The organism is Streptomyces sp. HUAS MG91 (assembly GCF_040529335.1).
GTDB classification, from domain to species: domain Bacteria; phylum Actinomycetota; class Actinomycetes; order Streptomycetales; family Streptomycetaceae; genus Streptomyces; species Streptomyces tabacisoli.
In genome coordinates, this window is record NZ_CP159534.1 from 898,763 (window position 1) to 919,199 (window position 20,437).

The 20,437-nt window shown below is 72.1% G+C and carries 16 protein-coding genes; 13 read left to right on the plus strand and 3 right to left on the minus strand.

The genetic code is table 11. From position 1 onward, the window contains the following. The first annotated feature begins 170 nt into the window (after window positions 1–170). The 10 genes from ABII15_RS04230 to ABII15_RS04275 all read left to right on the plus strand — a co-directional run bounded on the left by ABII15_RS04230 (window position 171) and on the right by ABII15_RS04275 (window position 12,028). Window positions 171–995 carry an IclR family transcriptional regulator gene (locus tag ABII15_RS04230; RefSeq protein ID WP_353940910.1) on the plus strand — a complete coding sequence of 275 codons (825 nt, stop codon included), beginning with the start codon at window positions 171–173 and terminating at the stop codon, window positions 993–995. Between the two features lie 355 nt (window positions 996–1,350). Next, the gene (locus ABII15_RS04235) at window positions 1,351–3,504 is read left to right on the plus strand and encodes a peptidase C14 (RefSeq protein WP_353940911.1); all 2,154 of its coding nucleotides are present in this window, start codon (window positions 1,351–1,353) and stop codon (window positions 3,502–3,504) included. 34 nt (window positions 3,505–3,538) lie between these two features. After that, window positions 3,539–4,798: a Gfo/Idh/MocA family oxidoreductase gene (locus ABII15_RS04240; RefSeq protein WP_353940912.1), complete on the plus strand. Its 1,260-nt coding sequence runs from the start codon at window positions 3,539–3,541 to the stop codon at window positions 4,796–4,798. Window positions 4,799–4,836: 38 nt separating this feature from the next. Next, window positions 4,837–6,102: an extracellular solute-binding protein gene (locus tag ABII15_RS04245; protein WP_353940913.1), complete on the plus strand. Its 1,266-nt coding sequence runs from the start codon at window positions 4,837–4,839 to the stop codon at window positions 6,100–6,102. 113 nt (window positions 6,103–6,215) lie between these two features. Further along, the gene (locus ABII15_RS04250; protein WP_353940914.1) at window positions 6,216–7,121 is read left to right on the plus strand and encodes a sugar ABC transporter permease; all 906 of its coding nucleotides are present in this window, start codon (window positions 6,216–6,218) and stop codon (window positions 7,119–7,121) included. A gap of 2 nt (window positions 7,122–7,123) precedes the next feature. Next, window positions 7,124–8,050: a carbohydrate ABC transporter permease gene (locus tag ABII15_RS04255; RefSeq protein ID WP_353940915.1), complete on the plus strand. Its 927-nt coding sequence runs from the start codon at window positions 7,124–7,126 to the stop codon at window positions 8,048–8,050. An 8-nt stretch (window positions 8,051–8,058) separates the two neighbouring features. Next, window positions 8,059–9,087 carry an epimerase gene (locus ABII15_RS04260; protein WP_353940916.1) on the plus strand — a complete coding sequence of 343 codons (1,029 nt, stop codon included), beginning with the start codon at window positions 8,059–8,061 and terminating at the stop codon, window positions 9,085–9,087. A gap of 8 nt (window positions 9,088–9,095) precedes the next feature. After that, the gene (locus ABII15_RS04265; protein WP_353940917.1) at window positions 9,096–10,124 is read left to right on the plus strand and encodes a dihydrodipicolinate synthase family protein; all 1,029 of its coding nucleotides are present in this window, start codon (window positions 9,096–9,098) and stop codon (window positions 10,122–10,124) included. Then, window positions 10,108–11,121 (plus strand): hydroxyacid dehydrogenase, encoded by a 1,014-nt coding sequence (locus ABII15_RS04270; protein WP_353940918.1) that lies wholly within the window; start codon window positions 10,108–10,110, stop codon window positions 11,119–11,121. The genes ABII15_RS04265 and ABII15_RS04270 overlap by 17 nt, the downstream gene beginning before the upstream one ends. Window positions 11,122–11,179: 58 nt before the next feature. Next, a complete protein-coding gene (locus tag ABII15_RS04275) occupies window positions 11,180–12,028 on the plus strand; it encodes a fumarylacetoacetate hydrolase family protein (RefSeq protein WP_353940919.1) in 849 nt (282 codons plus the stop codon). A gap of 24 nt (window positions 12,029–12,052) precedes the next feature. Here the strand turns inward: ABII15_RS04275 and ABII15_RS04280 are convergent, their stop codons facing one another. Together ABII15_RS04280 and ABII15_RS04285 are read right to left on the minus strand one after the other, a co-directional pair. Then, on the minus strand, window positions 12,053–13,216 hold the full coding sequence (locus ABII15_RS04280) for an acyl-CoA dehydrogenase family protein (protein ID WP_353940920.1): 1,164 nt from the start codon (window positions 13,214–13,216) through the stop codon (window positions 12,053–12,055). Window positions 13,217–13,278: 62 nt separating this feature from the next. After that, entirely contained in the window at window positions 13,279–14,919 is a 1,641-nt protein-coding gene (locus ABII15_RS04285; protein WP_353940921.1) for a succinic semialdehyde dehydrogenase, read from the minus strand. A gap of 202 nt (window positions 14,920–15,121) precedes the next feature. Between ABII15_RS04285 and ABII15_RS04290 the strand changes: the two genes are divergently transcribed. Beyond that, entirely contained in the window at window positions 15,122–16,327 is a 1,206-nt protein-coding gene (locus ABII15_RS04290) for an oxygenase MpaB family protein (RefSeq protein ID WP_353940922.1), read from the plus strand. 34 nt (window positions 16,328–16,361) lie between these two features. Here the strand turns inward: ABII15_RS04290 and ABII15_RS04295 are convergent, their stop codons facing one another. After that, a complete protein-coding gene (locus ABII15_RS04295; RefSeq protein WP_353940923.1) occupies window positions 16,362–17,525 on the minus strand; it encodes a TetR/AcrR family transcriptional regulator in 1,164 nt (387 codons plus the stop codon). A gap of 179 nt (window positions 17,526–17,704) precedes the next feature. Here ABII15_RS04295 and ABII15_RS04300 point away from each other — a divergent pair, with 179 nt between their 5' ends. After that, window positions 17,705–19,273 (plus strand): long-chain-fatty-acid--CoA ligase, encoded by a 1,569-nt coding sequence (locus ABII15_RS04300; protein ID WP_353940924.1) that lies wholly within the window; start codon window positions 17,705–17,707, stop codon window positions 19,271–19,273. A 106-nt stretch (window positions 19,274–19,379) separates the two neighbouring features. Continuing rightward, on the plus strand, window positions 19,380–20,381 hold the full coding sequence (locus ABII15_RS04305) for a Gfo/Idh/MocA family oxidoreductase (RefSeq protein ID WP_353940925.1): 1,002 nt from the start codon (window positions 19,380–19,382) through the stop codon (window positions 20,379–20,381). The last annotated feature ends 56 nt before the right edge of the window (window positions 20,382–20,437 follow it).

Consider the following 20,437-nt stretch of genomic DNA (forward strand, 5'->3'; position numbering starts at 1 on the left):
CCCTGGCGCCATCCGCCCGGCAGTCTCCGCAGGAAGTGTTCTCACAGTCGCCGTCTTTTCAGAACAGCGTTCTGTGGTGCAGAACACGCCTGGAGACTACGACCGGTTTCCGGGCCGGTCAACCCCCTTCGCGCCTCATCCAGAACAGGATGCGACTACACTGTTCGGCCATGACGAACAGTGAGGGCCCAGACTCCCCACCGGCCGAGCCGAAGTACTGGGTCAAGAGCGTCGCCAGAGCCGCTGACATCCTCGAAGTCCTCGCCGCTCCGGCCCCCGGAAACGGCTTGAGCGTCACGGAGGTCGCGCAGACCTGCGGGATCTCCAAGAGCGCCGCGTTCGGCACCCTGCAGACCTTGCGCGCGTACGGTCTCGTGTCCGACGACGGCGAGGGCATGAGCCGGCGCTACCGCCTGGGCATGGGTCTCGCCCGGCTCGGCGACCGGGCGCGCTCGCAGGTGTCCCTGCGTGCGGTCGCCCAGCCGGTGCTGCGCGAGCTGACCGGCGAGACGGGGATGGCCTCGCGGCTCGCCGTCCCGGAGGACGGCCACGCGGTCGTCGTGGACCAGGTCGAGCTGGACCAGCGGGTCCGGCTCGACCTGCGCATGGGCCAGCGCGAGCTGCCGCACTGCACCGGGCTCGGCAAGGCGCTGCTGTCGGCGGTGCCGGAGGCCGAGGCGGCGCGGGTCGTGGAGCGCTTCGGGCTGCCCCGGCGCACGCCTCGTACGATCACCGACCCCGCCACGTTCCTCGCCCACCTCAAGGACATCGACCGGGTCGGGTACGCGCTCGACGACGAGGAGGACGCCGAGGGGATCATCTGCATCGGGGCGCCCGTGCGCGACGATCACGGGGTGTGTGTCGGGGCGATCAGTATCACCGGGCTGAAGTTGGGGCTGCCCGCCTGGAAGTACCAGGAGTTGGGCGGTCAGGTGCGGGACGCCGCGCGGCGGGTCAGTGTCGCGTTGGGCTGGGTTCTCGAGGAGCCCGCCTAGGCGTCGGCGGGGTTCTCGTGCTGTGCGGCCGCAGGTCGAGTGTGGCTGGTCGCGCAGTTCCCCGCGCCCCTTACGGGGCTCCACGCGGCGGAGCCGCATATCGGCACAGCCCCGCGCGCCTTACGGGGCTTGACTGGCCGGAACCTTCCACGTACGGTCCGTGCCAATCGCCGGGACGCACTCCGGTCATCGGCGGTTCACCTGCACGGACCCGACTCCCGCTATCTGCCCCCATAGCCGGGAACCGCGACTGGCTCGCCCACGCACGGTCCCTTTCCAGCCATCCGCCCGCACGGCACCACCCCCGCAGGAACGCTCCCCTCCCATCGGCACTTCTCGGAAGGCGAAGTCCGTCATGAGCGTTCCGCAGCACCCGAGCACGACCACGAGAACCGACCGCCGCGCCCTGTTGCGCGCCTCCGGCCTCGCCGGCCTCGCGGTCGTCGGCACCGTCGCGGCCACCGGCACCGCGCAGGCCGCGTCGCAGGAAGACACCGCGTACGTCGACACCGTCGCCGCCCTGCGTACGTCGAAGGGGGTCCGGGACGGGGCGGTCGTCATCGTCGCCGGATACCACGAGGCCGGTGACGGCGGCGGGATGGCCGTGCGCTGGGACGCCGCCTCCAAGGCCGCCCACAACGGCGGCACCGTCATCGCCCCCGCCAAGACCACCACCCGGGGCCGCTGGCACCAACTCCACACCGGAGTCGTCGACTTCCGCACCTTCGGCCACTTCGACGCCGAAACCCCCGCCGACGCGGCCCTGGACGCCATGGTCGGCGACCCGGACGTCCACCGCGTCGAGGCCCACACCGACCTGCTCTTCACCAAACGCCACCTGTGGCACCGCTCCCGCATCGAACTCGACTTCCACGGCCACCGCATGCTCACCAAAGGCATCGAGGCCAACACCCACGACAACCCCTTCGGCGCCGTCCTCGCCTTCCGCGGCACCCCCACCGACACCACCCACACCCACAAGCTGGGCGCGGCGATGCCCGACCTCTCCGACCTGTTCGAGGTCGGCGACTCCGGCGAGTTCGAGGTCGGGCAGTGGTGGGCCGTCGAGGTGGACGCCCTCTCGGGGAAGTACGAGAAGGAGATCCAGCGGCTCGTCCAGGTCACCGATGTCGTCGACGGCACCCGCATCCGCGTCAACTACCAGATCGGCTGGGACCTCGCGGCGGGCCGGACGCTCACCTGGACGCGGGTCGAGCCGGTCGACGGCGCCCACGTCCGCAACCTGGTCTTCGAAGGCGCGGGCGACGACGAACTCACCGGCTCGCACCCGGTGTCGTACGAGTACGCGGTGGACTGCGACGTCTCCGGCATCGAGGCGACCGGCACCTTCTGGCCCGTGGTCATGCGCCGCTGGTGCACCTTCTTCCGCACCGAGCAGTGTTCGCTGGCCAACCCGAAGTCCGTGACGTACGGCGGCGCCGGCTATCTGACCCAGCAGATCTACTGTCTGTACGGGCACGTGGAGGACTGTCACACCTCCAACGCCCGGCACCTGAACGACTTCACGGCCTCCGCCTACTGCTATGTGACGAACTGTCACGGCGACGGTGACGACCAGGGCCCGTTCGTCACCCACGGCCAGTTCGAGCACGACCTCGTGTACACGGGCAACTCGGGGCTGATGACGTTCGCCAACTCCGGTGCGGCCTGGGGCGGCGCGGCCAAGCGGATCACGGTGCGGCGGCACGCCTGCTCGTGGTTCGTGGCCCGCGTCAAGGTCACCGACCTCACCCTGGAGGACGTCACCGTCATCGGCAAGCCGTCCCTCGACGGCTCGGGCATGCTGTGGGTGAACGCCGACGGCATCCAGATACGCGGCTGCACCGCGAGCGGACCGCTGATCGTGTCGCAGGCGTCGTCGCGGTCGAAGCGGCCCAATGTGATCGCCGACTCCAGCTTCTCGTTCGCCTCCGGCGCCGAGATCACCAAGGCGGACGTCACCGCGCCGCTCACCCTGCGCGGCGTCACCCTCACCGGCATCGGCAGCGCCGTCTTCAACGGCACCGGCCCGCTCACCCTGGACGGCTGCACGCTCACCGGCGCGGCGGACGCGGCCCCCGCCTCGTACGCCCACCGCGAGCTGACCTTCCAGGGTGGTGAACTCAGCGACACCGGTGTGAAGTTGACCGGCGCCAAAGACCAGCGGCTGCGGGCCGACGGGCTGCGCCTCGGCGGCGGCACCAAGGACGACGCCCTGCTCACCCGGGCCGGCGGCGCCGACCGCACCGTCACCTGGGAGCTGACCGGCGTCACCTCCGAGGCCGCCGGCGCGAAGACCGCGCACCTCCTCGTCACCGAGGGCGGCAACCGCTACCGCGCCACCGGCTGCACCTTCACCGGCGGGCGGCTCGACCTGCGCGCCGCCGCGTTCGCCGGCTCAGGCAGCCACCTGCTGCACACCGGCTGCGTCGAGGACGGCGTCGAGCGCGCCGCCCTGCCCGACGAGGGCGCGCGCGTCGCCCACACCGCGGGCACCGTCCGCTACTGACATCCCGGCCCACCGACACCTCCAGGGAACCCCTGTGTCCACGCACACCCCGATCACCGGCCGCCCCGTCCGCGTCGCCCTCGTCGGCGCGGGCAACCGCGGTCTCACCTACGCCGAGTGGATCAAGCAGCACCCCGAGCGGGCCGAACTGGTCGCCGTCGCCGACCCGCGCCCCGCCGCGCGAGCCGCGTCCGGCGCGCCCGTCCAGTACGAGGACTGGCGGCCGCTCGCCGAGGAGCGGATCGCGGACGCGGTGATCGTCGCCACCCAGGACCGCGACCACGTGGAGCCGGTCCTGGCGCTGGCCCGCGCCGGGTACGCGATCCTCGCCGAGAAGCCGCTCGCGCCGACCGAGGACGAGACCCGCACCCTCGTCGAGGGGGTCCGGGAGGCCGGCGTGCTGTTCGCCGTGTGCCACGTCATGCGGTACACGCCGTACACGGATCTGGTGAAGGAGGTCGTCGACTCGGGCGTCCTCGGACAGCTGGTGTCGATCGACCACCTGGAGCCGGTCGGCTGGTGGCACTACGCGCACAGCTACGTCCGCGGGCCGTGGAGCAGCGAGAAGGACTCCTCGCCGATGCTGCTGGCCAAGTCCTGTCACGACCTGGACTGGATCTCGTACGTGATGGGCGGCGCGCGCATCGAGCAGGTCGCGAGCTTCGGCGGGCTGCGGCACTTCACGCCCGAGAACGCGCCGGAGGGCTCCGCCGAGCGCTGCCTCGACTGTGCGGTCGAGGCACAATGCCCGTACAGCGCACAGAAGTTGTACCTGCCGACGCTGCGCGAGCAGGGTCCGGTGTGGCCGGTCACCCATGTCACCGAGGCCACCGACGAGGCCGGGCTGCTCACCGCACTGCGCGAGGGCCCGTACGGGGTCTGCGTCTACCGCTCCGACAACGACGTGGTCGACCACCAGGTCCTCGCCATGCGGCTGTCCGGCGGGGTGACCGCCACGTTCCAGATGGTGGCGTTCACCGAGCAGACGCACCGGCAGACCCGGATCTTCGGCTCGCACGGCTGGCTGCGCGGCGACGGCGAGCGGGTCACCGTGCAGGACTTCCGCACCGGCGAGACGGTCGTGCACGAGCTCGGCGCCAGCGGGTCGAACGCGGCCGACGGGCACGGCGGCGGCGACACCGCCCTGGTCGAGGCGTTCGTGCGGGCCGTCGCGACCGGCGACCCGGGCGCCGTGCGCTCGGGCACGACGGCGTCCCTCGGCAGCCACCTCGCGGCGTTCGCCGCGGAGCGGGCCCGGCACACCGGGACGGTGCAGACCGTCCCCGTCCACTGACTTCCCCCTTCCTTTCCACGTCCCTGGAGGCAACCCTCATGTCCCGTACCACGCACCGGAGTTCCAGACTGCGCGCGGCCGCCGCGCCCGCCCTCGCCACCGTCCTCGCCGTGAGCGCCCTCGCCGGGTGCGGCGGCTCGGGCAGCGGTTCCGACAGCAAGTCCGTCACCATGTGGACCTACCCCGTGATCTTCGACGAGGCGAAGAACAAGGCGTACTGGGACGGTCTGGTCTCCGCGTTCGAGAAGAAGCACGAGGGCGTCACCGTCAAGGTGGAGACCTTCCCCTGGGCCAACCGCGACACCCAGCTGGCCACGGCCATCGCCTCCGGCAAGGGGCCCGACGTCGTGTACCTGATCCCGGACCAGCTGCCCAAGTACGCCAAGAACATCGTGCCCGCCGACGACTACATGCCGGCCGACGCGAAGAAGGACTACACCGACTTCGCCCTGGAGTCGGTCACCGTCGACGGCAAGGCCCTCGGCACCCCCGTGCTCACCAGCGCCAACCCGCTGATCTGCGACAAGCGGGTCTTCAAGGCGATCGGCGAGACGTCGTACCCGACGACGTGGGCCGATCTGGAGTCCCTCGCGCCGAAGTTGAAGAAGAAGGGCTTCTACGCGACCAGCTACAGCGGTGACACGCAGCAGACCCTCAACATGACGTTCTACCCGCTGCTGTGGCAGGCGGGCGGCGACGTGTTCGCGCAGGACGGGAAGACGACGACGTTCAACAGCGCGGCGGGCGTGAAGGCCCTGACGTACCTGAAGAAGCTCGTCGACGGCGGCTACACCGACAAGGACCTGGTGACGACGACGCCGAAGCTGGAGCAGACGCCGGTCGCCAAGGGCAAGGTCGCCTGTACGTGGCAGAACACCCCGGCGGACGTCGAGCCGTTCTGGGGCAAGGAAAACATCGTCGTCCAGCCGCCGCTGAAGGACGTGAAGCCGGTCGGGTACGGGACGGTCGGCGCGCTGTCGATGCTCAAGGGCGCCAACACGAAGCTGGCCGGTGACTGGATCAGCTTCGTCGCCGAGCCGAAGAACGCGGCCGGTCTGGAGAAGGGCGCGGGCTACTTCCCGGCGCGCGAGTCGGCCGGTGACCTCTACCCGGGCGACGCGCTCCAGAAGGCCGTCGGCGACACCCTGCCGACCATGACGGCCGGCCCCCTCCAGGACAAGGCCCGTGAGGTCATGGGCGTCCTCGCGCCGGAGATCCAGGCGGCGCTGCTCGGCAAGAAGTCCCCGAAGGACGCGCTGGACACGGCGGCCAAGGCGGCCGACGCGCTGGCGTCCCGCGGCTGACCGGTCCTCTCGCACCGCCCGTCGCGTCCGGGGGCTCTGCCCCCCGGACCCCCGCGTCCCTTGGCCTGACACGCCGGCCGGGCTGGGTAGTCCCCCATCCGAAGGAGTCTCCCGTGACCGTCGTCGCGGACCACACCCGCCGAACCGAGCGGCGCGGCCCTCAGGCGCGCCGCGAAGCCCGGATCGGCCTGCTGTTCGTCCTTCCCTGTTTCCTCCTCTTCCTCGCCTTCCGGTTCGGTCCGGGTGTCGCCGGTGTGCTGATGAGCTTCACCGACTACACCCTGACCGGCGGCGGCAAGTTCATCGGCGTCGACAACTTCACCCGCCTGTGGGCCGATCCGCTGTTCTGGAAGTCCCTCAAGGTCACCGTCCTGTACACGGTGCTCGCCGTGCCGGGCACGCTGATCGCGTCGGTGGCGCTGGCGCTGCTGACGCGGCGCGCGTTCCGCGGTTCGAAGGTGTTCCGCTCGGTGTTCTTCCTGCCGGTCGTCACCTCGCTGGTGCTGGCCGCCACCGTCTTCGTGTGGATCTTCTCGACGGGCGGCCCGTGGGCGACGTTCGTCAGCTGGTTCGGCATGTCCGACGAGTCGTGGCTGACCTCGGACACGCTGGTCGTCCCGGCGCTCGCCGTCGTCGGGATCTGGTCCCGCTTCGGGTACGGGATGCTGATCCTGCTGGCCCGGATGCAGGACATCCCGCGGGAGCTGGAGGAGGCCGCGCTGACCGACGGCGCGGGCCCCTGGCAGCGCTTCCGGCACATCGTGCTGCCGCAGCTGCGGCCTGCGCTGTTCTTCCTCGCCGTCATCGAGACGACGGCCTCGTTCCAGGTGTTCGACGCCGTCTACACGATGACCGGCGGCGGCCCCGCGAACGCCAGCTACACGCTCGTCTTCCAGCTGTACGACGCGGGCTTCAAGTACTTCGACCTGGGCTACGCCTCCGCGATCGGGGTCGCCCTGTTCGTGCTGACCCTCGTCGTCGCCGTCGTCCAGCGGCTCGTGATCGGGAAGGACCAGTGACCATGACCGCACCCCCCGTCGAGAAGACCCCGGTGCCCGCGCCCGAACCGCCCGTCCGCCCGTCGCGGCGCCTGCGCAAGGAGGCCGAGCGGGACTTCGTGCCGGCCGGTCTGCGCGGCACGCTCGGCGGCCGGATCGTGCGGGGCGTGCTGCTCACGGTCGCCGCGCTCGCCACGATCTTCCCGTTCTACGCGATGGTCGTGCTGTCCCTGAAGCCGTCCGCCGCGGTCGAGTTCCCCGGCAGCCTGCTGCCGTGGCCGCTGACCGGCGAGGCGTACGACTCGGTGCTCGGCTCCCAGGACGTGCCGCGCTGGCTGCTCAACACCCTGGTCTACTCGGTCGTCTCCGTGGTCGGCGTGCTGCTGCTCGCCTCCCTCGCGGGATACGCGTTCGCCAAGAAGCGCTTCCCCGGCCGCGAGGCCATGTTCTGGTCGTTCCTGTCGATGGTGATGGTCCCGTACCACGTCACGATGATCCCGACCTTCGCGATGATCGCGAAGCTGGGCGGCGTCGACACGTACTGGGGACTCATCGTGCCGACCCTCGCCAACGCTCAGGCGGTGTTCCTGATGCGGCAGTTCATCCAGGGGCTGCCCGACGAGCTGTTCGAGGCGGCGCGGCTCGACGGGTGCAGCGAGTGGCAGGTGTTCCGCCGGATCGTGCTGCCGCTGCTGAAGCCGATCCTCGCCACGCTCGGCGTGTTCGTCTTCCTGTGGCACTGGAACGACTTCCTGTGGCCGCTCGTCATCGGCCAGTCCACCGACATGCGCACGCTCACCGTCGGCATCGCCTCGCTCCAGCAGCAGAACGTGCCGCTGAACGTCGTCCTGTCGGGTTCCGTCATCGCGTTCGTGCCCATCTTCGCCGCGTATCTGGTGGGCCAGCGCTACTTCACCGAGGGCGTCACGGCGTCCGGGATCAAGGGTTGAGATCCACCATGTTCACAGATGAGGCGGCGCTCGAGGAGCGCCTGGCCACCCCCTCCCCCGCGCTCGTCGCGGACCTCGCCGGGCTCGACGGCGATCTGCTGGTGCTCGGCGCGGGCGGCAAGATGGGCCCCAGCCTGTGCCGGCTCGCGCGCCGCGCCCTGGACGCCGCGGGCCGTACCGATGTCGCCGTGCACGCGGTGTCGCGCTGGTCGGACCCGGAGGCGGCACGCGCCCTGGAGGCCGACGGGGTCCGCACGGTCGCCTTCGACCTGATGGACCCGGAAGCCGACCTCGGCACCCTGCCCGACGCGGGCAACATCGTCTTCATGGTGGGCGCCAAGTTCGGCTCCGCCGGGGCGCCCTCGCACGCCTGGGCGGTGAACGCGGCCATGCCGGACCGCGTCGCGCGCCGCTGGCCGACGGCGCGGATCGCCGCGTTCTCCACCGGAAACGTGTATCCGCTGGTGCCGGTCGGCTCGGCCGGCTGCACCGAGGACGACCCGGTCGGGCCGGTCGGCGAGTACGCGATGTCGTGCCTGGGCCGCGAGCGGATCTTCGGCCACGCCGCGCTCACCCGGGGCACGCCCGTCGCGCTGATCCGCCTCAACTACGCGGTGGACCTGCGCTACGGCGTCCTCGCCGACATCGCCTCCCGGGTGCTGGCCGGTGAGCCGGTCGACGTGACGACCGGGCACGCCAACGTGGTCTGGCAGGGGTACGCCAACGAGGTCGCGCTGCGCTCGCTCAAGCACGCGACGGACGGCGACGGGTTCACGGTGAACCTGACCGGCCCGGAGACGGCCTCGGTGCGGCGGCTCGCGCACTGGTTCGCCGCGGAGTTCGGTAAGGAGCCGTCCTTCGCGGGCACGGAGGCGCCGACCGCGCTGCTGTCCGACGCCGGCCGCTGCCACGCCCTGTTCGGCTATCCGGACGTGCCGCTGCGCACGCTGGTGGGCTGGCAGGCCGACTGGCTGCGCCGGGGTCTGCCGCTGTCCGGCAAGCCCACCAAGTTCCAGGTCCGCGACGGAAGGTTCTGAACCGCACCATGACCGCGCTCGAAGTGCTCTCCCGGGGCACCGTCATCCCCGCCCACCCCCTCGCCCTCGACGCCGACCGCAGGCTCGACGAACGGCGCCAGCGGGCGCTGACCCGCTACTACCTGGCGTCCGGCGCGGGCGGTGTCGCGGTGGCCGTCCACACCACCCAGTTCGAGATCCGCGAGCCGCGGGTGGGCCTGCTGAAGCCGGTCCTCGAACTGGCCGCCGAGACCGTACGCGCCGAGGCGGACCGCCCCTTCGTGAAGGTCGCCGGGGCCTGCGGGTACACGGCGCAGGCCGTCGCCGAGGCAGAACTCGCGGCGTCGCTCGGCTACGACGCGGTGCTGCTGAGCCCCGCCGTGCCGGGCGCCGACGAGAAGGGCCTCCTGGACCGGGCGCGGGCGGTCGGCGAGGTGCTGCCGGTCATCGGCTTCTACCTCCAGGAGGCCGTCGGCGGAAGGTACTTGTCGCCGTCGTTCTGGTCGGAGTTCGCGGATCTGCCGGCCACGGCCGCCGTGAAGATCGCCCCCTTCGACCGGTATCGCACGGCCGACGTGATCCGGGCGGTGGGCGCCGCCGACCGGGCGTCCGAGGTGGCCCTGTACACGGGCAACGACGACGACATCATCGGTGACCTCCTCACGCCGTACGAGACGGCGGGCGGGCGGCGCTGGTTCGCGGGCGGGCTGCTCGGGCAGTGGGCGGTGTGGACCCGATCGGCGGCGACGCTCCTGGAGGACGTGCGCGCGGCGCGGACCGGCGACCACGAGGCGCTGCTGCGCTGTCTGACCCGCCGCCCCGAGCTGACCGACGCCAACCAGGCCGTGTTCGACGTGCGGGGCGCCTTCCGCGGCTGCATCGCCGGAGTCCACGAAGTCCTCCGCCGACAGGGCCTGTTGGCGGGAACCTGGTGTCTGGACCCCGACGAGACCCTGTCGCCCGGGCAGGCCGAGGAGCTGACCCGGGTGGCGGCCGCGTACCCGTGGCTGACGGACGACGCGTTCGTGAAGGAGCACCTGGATGACTGGCTCCGCTGAGCGGCCGAGGGTCGTGGTGAGCGTGCCGCCGGGGCTGCGGGACGCGTTCTTCACCGTCGAGACCTGGCGGCGCCTCGACGCGGCGGCGGACCTCACGGTCCTCGACGCGCACACCGACCGGGCGGCGCTGGCCGCGGCCCTGCCGGAAGCCCGCGCGCTGATCACGTCCTGGGGAACGCCGCGGATCGAGGCCGAACTGCTCACCCGTGCGCCCGATTTGGAGCTGGTGGCGCACACCGGTTCGGCCGTCGCCCCCTACGTCTCCGAGGAGGTGTTCCGGCGCGGGGTGCGGGTCACGCAGGCCGGGGACGAGATGGCGCGGCCCGTCGCCGAGGTCGCCCTCACGTTCACGCTCGCCCTGCTGCACCGCACGCACCGCTTCGACCACGCGCTGCGCACCGGTGCCTCCTGGGAGAGCGCCGGTGAGGCGCCGCCCCGGCACGAGATCCACGGCAGCGCGATCGGGGTGATCGGCGCGTCCCGCACGGGCCGGGCCTACATCACCCTCGCGCAGGCACTGGGCGCACAGGTCTCGGTCACCGACCCCTACCTGTCGCCCTCCGACGCGGACCGGCTCGGCGTACAACTGCTGCCTCTGGACGAGCTGTTGAGCAGCAGCAGGATCGTCGCCGTGCACGCCCCGGCGACGGCGGAGACCCGGCACCTGCTCGACGCGGGGCGGCTCGCGCTGCTGCCCGACGGGGCCGGTCTGGTGAACACGGCCCGCTCCTGGCTCGTCGACGAGTCCGCGCTCGCCGCCGAACTGCGCACCGGCCGGATCGACGCCGCCGTCGACGTCTTCGACGCGGAGCCACTGCCGGTCGGGCACCCCTTCCGCGCCCTGCCGAACGTCCTGCTCACCCCGCACACCGCCGCGGGCACCGTGGAGTGCCGGCATCGGCTCGGCGCGAGCGCCGTGACCGAGATCGTACGGCTGCTCGACGGACTGCCCCCGCTCACCGCGGTGGGGCCGGAGGCGCTGGCACGGCTGCACTGAACCGCACACCCACGACAACACCCGCTCAAAACGAACCCAGTTGGAGAACTGATCCCTCATGCGTCTCATGCGCGTCGGCCGGCCGGGCCGCGAACGGCCCGTCCTCGCCGCCCCCGACGGCCGCCACCACGATCTGTCGTCGGTGACCGACGACATCGACGGCACGTTCCTCGCGGCGCTCGCGGAGCGTCCCGGGCTCGTACCGCCGGCGGCGGACCTGCCCGAGGTCGACCTCACCGGTCAGCGCGTGGGCCCGCCCGTGGCCCGGCCCTCGGCGGTGCTGTGCATCGGCCAGAACTACGCGGCGCACGCCGCCGAGTCGGGCGCCGAGCCGCCCGAGCGGCCGATCCTCTTCTACAAGTCGCCGAACACGGTGGTCGGCCCGTACGACGACGTGCTGATCCCGCGCGGCGGCGAGAAGACCGACTGGGAGGTCGAGCTGGCGGTCGTCATCGGCCGCCGCGCCGCCTATCTCGACTCGCCCGAGGAGGCGCTCGGGCACGTCGCCGGGTACGCGGTCAGCAACGACGTCTCCGAGCGGGCCTTCCAGCTGGAGGTGTCGGGCGGCCAGTGGTCCAAGGGCAAGAGCTGCGCCACGTTCAACCCGCTCGGTCCGGTCCTGGTGACGGCGGACGAGGCGGGCGACCCGCAGGGGCTGCGGCTGCGGTCGTGGGTCAACGGGGAGCCGCGGCAGGACTCGGTGACCGCCGACATGATCTTCTCGGTCGGCGAGATCGTGCACCACCTGTCGCAGTACCTGGTCCTGGAGCCCGGCGACGTCATCAACACCGGCACACCGCAGGGCGTGGCCCTGTCGGGTCGCTTCCCCTACCTGGGCGACGGCGATGTGATGGAGATGGAGATCACCGGCCTCGGCCGGCAGCGCTCGGTCTGCCGGCCGGCCTGAGCGGAGACGCACTCCGCGTACGGTCTACAGGCCCAGGTCCCGGGCGACGATCTCCTTCATGATCTCCGTGGTGCCGCCGTAGATGGTGGTGATGCGCGAGTCGAGGTAGTCGTGGGCGATGGGGTATTCGAGCATGTAGCCGTAGGCGCCGTGCAGTTGGAGGCAGCGTCCGACGATGTCGACGTAGGCTTCCGTGGCCCAGAACTTCGCGGCGGCGGCGTCGACGGCGCTCAGGGCGCCGCGGGAGTGCCGGGCGAGCAGGTCGTCGATGTAGGTGCGGCCCACGCGGGCGGTGGTGACCATGTCGGCGAGCTGGAAGCGGGTGTTCTGGAAGGAGCCGACGCTCCGGCCGAACGCCTTGCGCTCCCGCACGTACGCGACGGTCCGCTCCAGGACGCCCTCGACGGACGCCATGGCGTTGGCGGCGATCGAGATCCGTTCCTGGGGCAGGTTGCGCATCAGGGCCCGGAAGCCGGAGCCCTCGGCGCCGAGGAGGTTCGTGGCCGGGACGCGGACGTCCTGGAAGAACAGTTCGCTGGTGTCCTGGGCGTGCAGGCCGACCTTGCGCAGGTTGCGGCCGCGGGTGAAGCCGGGGCTGTCCGCCTCGACGACGAGCAGGCTGAGGCCGCCGTGGCGGTCCGGTCCGGTGCGCACGGCGGTCACCACGAGGTCGGCGTTCTGGCCGTTGGAGATGAAGACCTTGCTGCCGTTGACGAGGTAGTCGTCGCCGTCGCGGACGGCGGTGGTGGCGATGCCGGCCAGGTCGCTGCCGGTGCCGGGCTCGGTCATCGCGACGGCGACGACGAGCCGGCCGGCCGCGATGCCGGGCAGCCAGCGGGCCTTCTGCGCGTCGTCGGTGAGGCCGGTGAAGTAGGGCACGACGATGTCGTTGGAGAGCCCCACCCCGGCGAGGCCGTCGGAGGCCGGATGGCGGGAGAACTCCTCGCCGATGACCGCGTTGAAGCGGAAGTCGGTGATCCCGCCGCCGCCGTACTCCTCGGGGATGTTGAAGCCGAGGAGGCCGGCCCGGGCGGCCTCCTCGAAGAGGTCCCGGTCGACCCTGCCCGCCTCCCGCCAGCGCTCGGCGTGCGGGGCGGCGTGCTTGTCGGCGAACGCGCGGACCGTCTCCCGCAGCAGTTCGTGGTCGTCCTCGTAGAGCGTGCGCTCTCCGATCACAGGGCTGGCCATCGTGTCTCCGTTCCGGACCGGGCTCGTACGGGTGGCGGGACGAGGTTCGGGCGTGCCGCCGCTCATCGCACACCGAGCCTGCGCAGCAGGGACAGTTGTCCGTTGGTGCGGCGGACGAAGGCCCGCACGGCGTCCTCCCCGGGCCTCGGCGGTCCGAGCGGCAGGAGCCGCTGAGTGGCGACGGTCTGGGTCTCGGTGTACTTGCGGATCCCCTCGGCGCCGTGGCGGCGGCCGAGGCCGCTGTCACCCATGCCGCCCATCCCGGCCTCGACGCTGCCGGCCGCGGCGGCGGCGCCGTCGTTGATGTTGACCGAACCGGCGCGGATCTCCGCCGCCATCCGTGCGGCCTCGCGGGTGTCCTTGGACCAGATCGACGCCGAGAGCCCGTAGCTCCCCTGGTTGGCGAGGCCCACGGCCTCGCTGTCCGAGCCGACGGCGTAGAGGGAGACCACCGGGCCGAAGGTCTCCTGCCCGCACACGGACATCTCGTGGGTGACCCCTTCGAGGACGGTCGGCTCGTAGAAGAGCGGGCCGATGTCGGGGCGGGCCCGGCCGCCCGTCAGCACGGTCGCCCCCTTCGCCACCGCCTCCTCGACCTGGGCCGTGACCGCCGCGAGCCGGGCCGCGGACGTCAGTGACCCGACGTCGGCCGCGTAGTCCCGCCCCGCCCCGAGCCGCAACTTCCCTGTCGCCTCGACGAGTTCGGCGCGGAAGGCGTCGTAGATCCTCTCGTGCGCGTAGACGCGTTCGACGTGGATGCACATCTGTCCGGTGTTGGCGAAGGCCGCCGCCACCGTGCCGGCCGCGGCGGCGGTGAGGTCGGCGTCGGCCCGGACGATCAGCGGGTTCTTTCCGCCGAGTTCGAGCGACGCCCCGACCAGCCGTCGCGCGGCCCGCTCCGCGACCGTGCGGCCGGTGGCGGTCGAGCCGGTGAAGCAGACGAAGTCCACGGCGTCGGTCAGCGCGGTGCCCACGGCGGCCCCGGGCCCGGCGACGATCCGCCACAGCCCGGCGGGCAGCCCGGCACGGGCCATCAGGTCGCGGGTCCACAGCAGGGTCAGCGCGGTCTGCTCGTCGGCCTTGGAGACCACGGCGTTCCCGGCCAGGAGGGCGGGCAGCACATCGCCGACGCCCAGGTAGAGGGGGTAGTTCCAGGGGGAGACGATGCCGACGACGCCCTTCGGTACGCGCATCTCCCTGACCTTCGTCAGGCCGGGCACCATGCCGCGCACCCGGCGCGGGGCCAGGTAGTGCCGGGCGCGCCGCGCGTAGTGCCGGGCGATCGCCGCGACCTGTGCCACCTCCTGCCAGGCGTGGTAGCGCGCCTTGCCGGTCTCCCACTGGATCAGGTCCAGCACCTGGTCCTGGTGGCGCAGCAGCAGGTCGTGGAAGGCGAGGACGACATCGCGGCGGCGTGCCGGTGCCGACCGTGCCCACTGCGGCCGGGCGGCCCGGGCCGTGGCCACGGCCTCCTCGACGTCGTGCGGGGTGCAGGCGGGGACGGCCGCGATCGGCGTGAGGTCGAACGGCGCGAGAGCGGTCACCGGCTCCGCGCCGCCGGGCGCCGCCGCGTCCCGGCTCACCCACCCGCACCACCGCGCGATCAGCTCGTCCGTCACCCACGGCGGCCGGGCGGTCATCGGGGCCGGGCCGTCGGGCGGCAGGCCGTCGGGTGCCGGGATCTCGTGCTGCTCCGTGGTCATGCGCGCTCCTCGGTCGTGATCCGAGCCGGCGACGGCCCCTGCCCCTCGCTCGCGCCGCAGCCCTTGTCGACCTCGGCACGCCTCGCTATGTTAATCAGAAATCACATCCTGGAACAAGCTCCCGAGCTTGGCCGACAGCGCCAACTCCGAGCATTTCAAGGCGAGATGAGCCGCACGCCCTACCAGGAAAGCGAGCAAGTGAATGGACAATCTCAGCCGCAGAAGAGTCCTGTCGCTCGGGGCCGCGCTGGGCCTCGTGAGCGCGACGGGCACCACCGGCGCCTGGGCGTGGTCCCCGGCGGGTTCGGTCGCCGGCAGCGGGACGGGCACCGATCCCGAGTACGTGTGGGACGACGAGGTGGACCGGCTGCTGGCCTCGCTCATCGACAGCGGCTGGGTGCCCGCGGTCAACAGCGCGATGGCGTCGTGGGTGAACAACGGCGACCCGCTGCCCGGCGGCCTGCCCGCCGATCTCACCGCCTACCTCCAGCGGGTCAACCGGCTGCCCTCCTGGGCGGATCCCGCGAAACTGGCCCGCGCCGCCGACTTCAACCGGCGCAAGGACACGTACCTCTTCCTGCTGTACGGCCTGGGCAGCGGCATCATGAGCACGGTGATCCCGCGCGAGGCCAGGAGCGTCTACTGGTCGGCGGGCGGCGCGAACATGAAGGACCGCGCGGCCAAGACGTTCACGTTCGGCTACGACCTGGCGCAGCTCAAGGGGTTCGAGCCGACGGGCCAGTTCATCGTGACGGCGAACAAGACCCGCCTGGTGCACGCCGGGGTGCGCCATCTGCTGCCGCGGTCGCCGCACTGGAGCGCGGGCGCGGACCAGAGGATCCCGATCAGCAACGCGGACATCCTGGTCACCTTCCACAGCCTCGGCACGTACGTGCGCCGGAAGCTGCTCCAGTGGAAGGTCCCGTTCTCCACGGCGGACCAGGAGGCCTTCCTGCACAGCTGGCAGGTCGCGCTGCATCTGCTCGGCGTGCAGGACCAGTACATCCCGAAGACGTGGGCCGACGCGGAGGCGCAGTCGGGGCAGGTGCTGACCCCGATCCTCTCCCCGACGACCGAGGGCGTCGAACTGGCCGAGGACCTGCTCGGGCTGACCGCCCAGGTCGACCTGGGCGTCACGCGCGGATTCCTCAACGAGTTCGTGCGCTACGTCCTCAGCGACGAGATCGGCGACTGGCTGGGCCTGAAGCGCGACTACGCCTCGGCCGCGCTGATCCGCACCGTGTGGCCGGCCTTCATCCTGTTCCGCGAGGGGCTGTCGCCCGTGGCGCCCGCCGCCTTCTACGTGTTCGACCAGTTCGTGCGCGCGCTGGCCATGGCGTTCCTGAACAACGGCGCCTCGGGCACGACCACCCCCATCGTGATCCCGACGGGCAACCGGCCGTCCTGAGACCCGCCGGGCCGGGTGCGGGCCCGGTCCGGCCTCAGAGGCCCAGCGCGCCGACGACGAGTGCGGTCACGGCGGCGCGCCGGCCGGGGCCGTCCCGCCAGCGCAGGCTGCGGCCCGCCTCGACCACCACGCCGAACCCGGCGTGCACGAGGACCCGGGCCTGGCGCGGGTCCAGTTCCGGGCGGGCCAGGCGCAACTGCTGCTCCCACACGGCGATGTGCTCGCGCTGCGCCTGCACCAGGGGGCGCTGGAGGTCGGCCGGGAGACCGGCGAACTCCGCCTCGGCGACGCTGGTGAGCGCGGTGTGCTCGAAGCTGTAGGCGACGTACGTCGCCGCGAGCAGGCCGACGGCCTCGCGCGGATCGGTCACCCCGTGCAGGCTGCGGTCCACGGCCTGCGCCAGCAGCCCCGCGGCTTGCAGGCACGCGGCGGCGAGGATGTCGACCTTGCCCGGGTAGTGGCGGTAGAGCGCCGAAGGGGCGAGGCCGACCGCACGGGCGATCTGGCCGTTCGTGACGGCGGTGAACCCGTCGCGGGCGAACAGCGGGACGGCCGCCGCGAGGATCTCTCCGCGCCGTGAGCGCGGTACCGGCAGGGCGGGCAGCTCGACGGGGCGCCCGCTCCCGGGATCCGCCGCGGGGTCGGTCGCGACCACGCGCAGGGCGCAGTCCAGCAGCAGTTCCTCGACCCGGCGCTGCGCGATGGAGGTGTGGTGCATGGTGAGGGACCCGATGGCGCCGAGCGCCGCCACCACCCGCAACTGCTCGTCGGGCAGCGGATGTTCGTGCCGGACCGTCTCGGAGACCCGCGCGACGACGTGTGCGAACGTGGACCGCAGGAGGCGGCGGTCCTCGCGGTTGAGGTACCGGGCCTCCCAGCGGTACACCCCGCCCGAGGCGCGGTGCGCGACGGTGACCCGGACCAGGGCGGTGAACACGTCCGCCGGTTCCGCCTCCGGCGGCAGTGCGTCGAGCGCGACGACGAGCCGGTCCGCCATGGTGTGCGCGCACTCGGCGAACAGCGCGTACTTGTTGGGGAAGTGCCGGTACAGGGCGGCGGCGGTGATGCCGACGCGGGCGGCGATCTCCTCCATGGACGCCGCGTGGAAACCGCGCTCGCTGAAGAGCCGGCCGGCCGCGTCGACGATGAGCTGCCTGCGGTTGCGGGGCCGGGTGGCCGAGGGCGACCCGACGGTCATGACCGGCCGGAGGACAGCGGATACGAGGTCATGGGGCTCAGTCAATCACACCCCGGGATACCTCGGCCTGATGTGATTCCCCATTAACAAAATGCTTCACGAGCCTTCTCCGCGGGCTGTGTTGACGGGCACAATGCGGCAGCGGCCACCCGATCGCCACGACCCCGAGGAGTCGCCCCATGCCGACCGACACGGCTCCCGCCTGGTCCTTCCGGCACCACTGGATGTCCCAGGCGGCCACGCACGCGATGATGCGCCCCGACAAGCCCGCGCTGCGCCACCTCGGACGGACGACGACCTGGGCCGAGCTCTCCGGGCGGTCGCTGCGGCTGGCCGCCGCGCTCGCCGGCCGGGGAGTCACCGAGGGCGACCGCGTGGTCCTGCTCACGCTGAACCATCCGTGGTTCGTGGAGAGCGTGTTCGCGGCGAACAGCCTCGGCGCCATGGCCGTCCCGCTGAGTTTCCGGCTGGCGCCGCCGGAGCTCGACGACATCCTCGCCGACTGCACGCCCGCGGCGGCCGTCGTCGACGCACGGCTGCTGCCGCTGTTCGACGCCGCGCCGAACGCCGCGTCGATCGGCACGGTCGTCGTCATCGGTGACGCCCCGGACGACGCCCTCGCCCGCGGCCGTCTCCCGTACGAGGACCTTCTCGCCGCCCACGAGCCGATGGAACTGCCCGACATCAGCGAGGACTCGACCGCGCTGATCATGTACACCTCGGGCACCACCGGCCGCCCGAAGGGCGTGCTGCTCTCCCACCGCAACATGCAGGTGCAGGCGCTCACCTGCATCCGCGCGATGGAGATCTTCGACGACTCCGACATCGGCTTCCTGACGGCTCCCTTCTTCCACATCGCGGGCCTGGGCTCGATGGTGGCGAACTTCGTGGTGGGCAGCACGGTCGTGATCCATCCGCTGGGCGCCTTCGACCCGCAGGAGGTGCTGGACGCCTATGAACGCGAGGGCGCCACGGTCGTGTTCAACGTTCCGCAGCAGTGGGACCTGCTCTGCGCCCAGCCCGGCATCGAGAAGCGGGACCTGAAGCTGCGGATCATCAGCTGGGGCGCCGCCCCCGCGAGCGACGCGACGCTGCGCGCGATGGCCGAGAAGTTCCCCGGCGCGCTCAACGTGGCCGTGTTCGGCCAGACCGAGACCTCGCCGATCACCTGTGTGCTGCGCGGGGAGGACTCGCTGCGCAAGCTGGGCTCGGTCGGCCGACCGATCCCGAGCATCCAGTACCGCATCGTCGACGCCGACATGAACGACGTACCGGCCGGTGAGATCGGCGAGATCGTCTACCGCGGGCCCTCCGTGACGCGGGGGTACTGGAACAGGCCGCGGGAGACGGCCGAGGCGTTCGACGGCGGCTGGTTCCACTCCGGTGACCTCGTCACGCAGGACGAGGAGGGTTTCGTCCGGGTGGTCGACCGCAAGAAGGACATGATCATCAGCGGCGGCGAGAACATCTACTGCGCCGAGCTGGAGAACGCCGTCGCCGCGCACCCGGCCGTGCGCGAGGTCGCGGTCATCGGCCGGCCCGACGAGCGCTGGGGCCAGGTGCCGGTCGCCTACGTGACCGTGGCGCCCGGGGCCGAGCTGTCGCTGGCCGGCCTGACGGAGTTCCTCGACGGGCGGCTCGCCTCCTTCAAGCGGCCCAAGGACCTGGTCGTCCTCGGCGAACTGCCCCGGAACGCGGGCGGCAAGGTGGTCAAGCCGCTGCTGCGGTCACGGGACGCGGCACGCTGAACCGGTGCCGCCGCGCCCTCGCCCCGCGCGGCGGCTTCGGGTAGGAACAGCGGGACACGAGGGCGCCGGCCGGAGCCGTCCGGGGCCATGACCGAAGGAGACCGCCGTGCCCCTGGGAGTAGCCGTCGTCGGGACCGGGAAGATGGGTGCCGATCACGTCCGCCGGATCGACACGGCGATCAGCGGGGCGCGGGTCGTGGCCGTCGCCGACATCGAGGTCGAGCGCGCGCGGAAGCTGGCCGCGGACCTCGACGGCTGCACCGCGCACGCCGACGCGGCCGCCGCGCTGGCGGCGCCCGGCGTGGACGCGGTGCTCATCGCGTCCCCCGGGCCGGCGCACGAGGAGGCGCTGCTGCGGGCGCTCGCCCTCGGCCTTCCCGTCCTGTGCGAGAAGCCGCTGACGCCGGACGCCGCGAGCGCGTACCGGATCGTCGAGGCGGAGCGGCGTCTCGGGCGCCGCCGGATCCAGGTCGGCTTCATGCGCCGGTTCGACGCGGAGTACCAGCAGTTGAAGGCGGCGCTCGACGCCGGCGGGCTCGGCCGCCCGCTGATGCTGCACCAGCGGCACCGCAACACCGCCACCCCCGGCCACTTCACCGAACGCATGATGATCACCGACTCGGCGGCCCACGAGATGGACGTCACCCGCTGGCTCACCGGCCACGAGATCGCCGCCGTACAGGTCGTCAAGCCCGCTCCCCTGCCCACGTCGATGAACGGCGTGCCCGATCCGCAGCTGGTGATCCTGGAGACGACGGGCGGGGCGGTCGCCGACGTGGAGCTGTACCGCAACGCGGGCTTCGGCGACCAGGTCCAGTGCGAGGCGGTCTGCGAGCACGGCACCGCGCGGATCGGCGACGGCCACGCGATGGTCGTCCAGGCGGCGGGCCGCTGGGGCGGCGCCATCCCGCAGGACTACCTCACCCGTTTCCGGGCCGCCTACGACCGCGAGGTGCAGGCCTGGGTCGACGCGACGCTGGCGGGCCGGGTGGTCGGCCCGTCGTCCTGGGACGGGTACGCGGCGGCGGCCGCCTGCGAGGCCGGGGTGACGGCCCAGGCGACCGGAGTGCGCACGGTCGTGGAACTCGCCGACGACGAACCCTTCTGAGCCGGGGCCCTGGAACGCTCCCCCACCAGGCCCCGCACCAGGCGACTTTGGCGCGC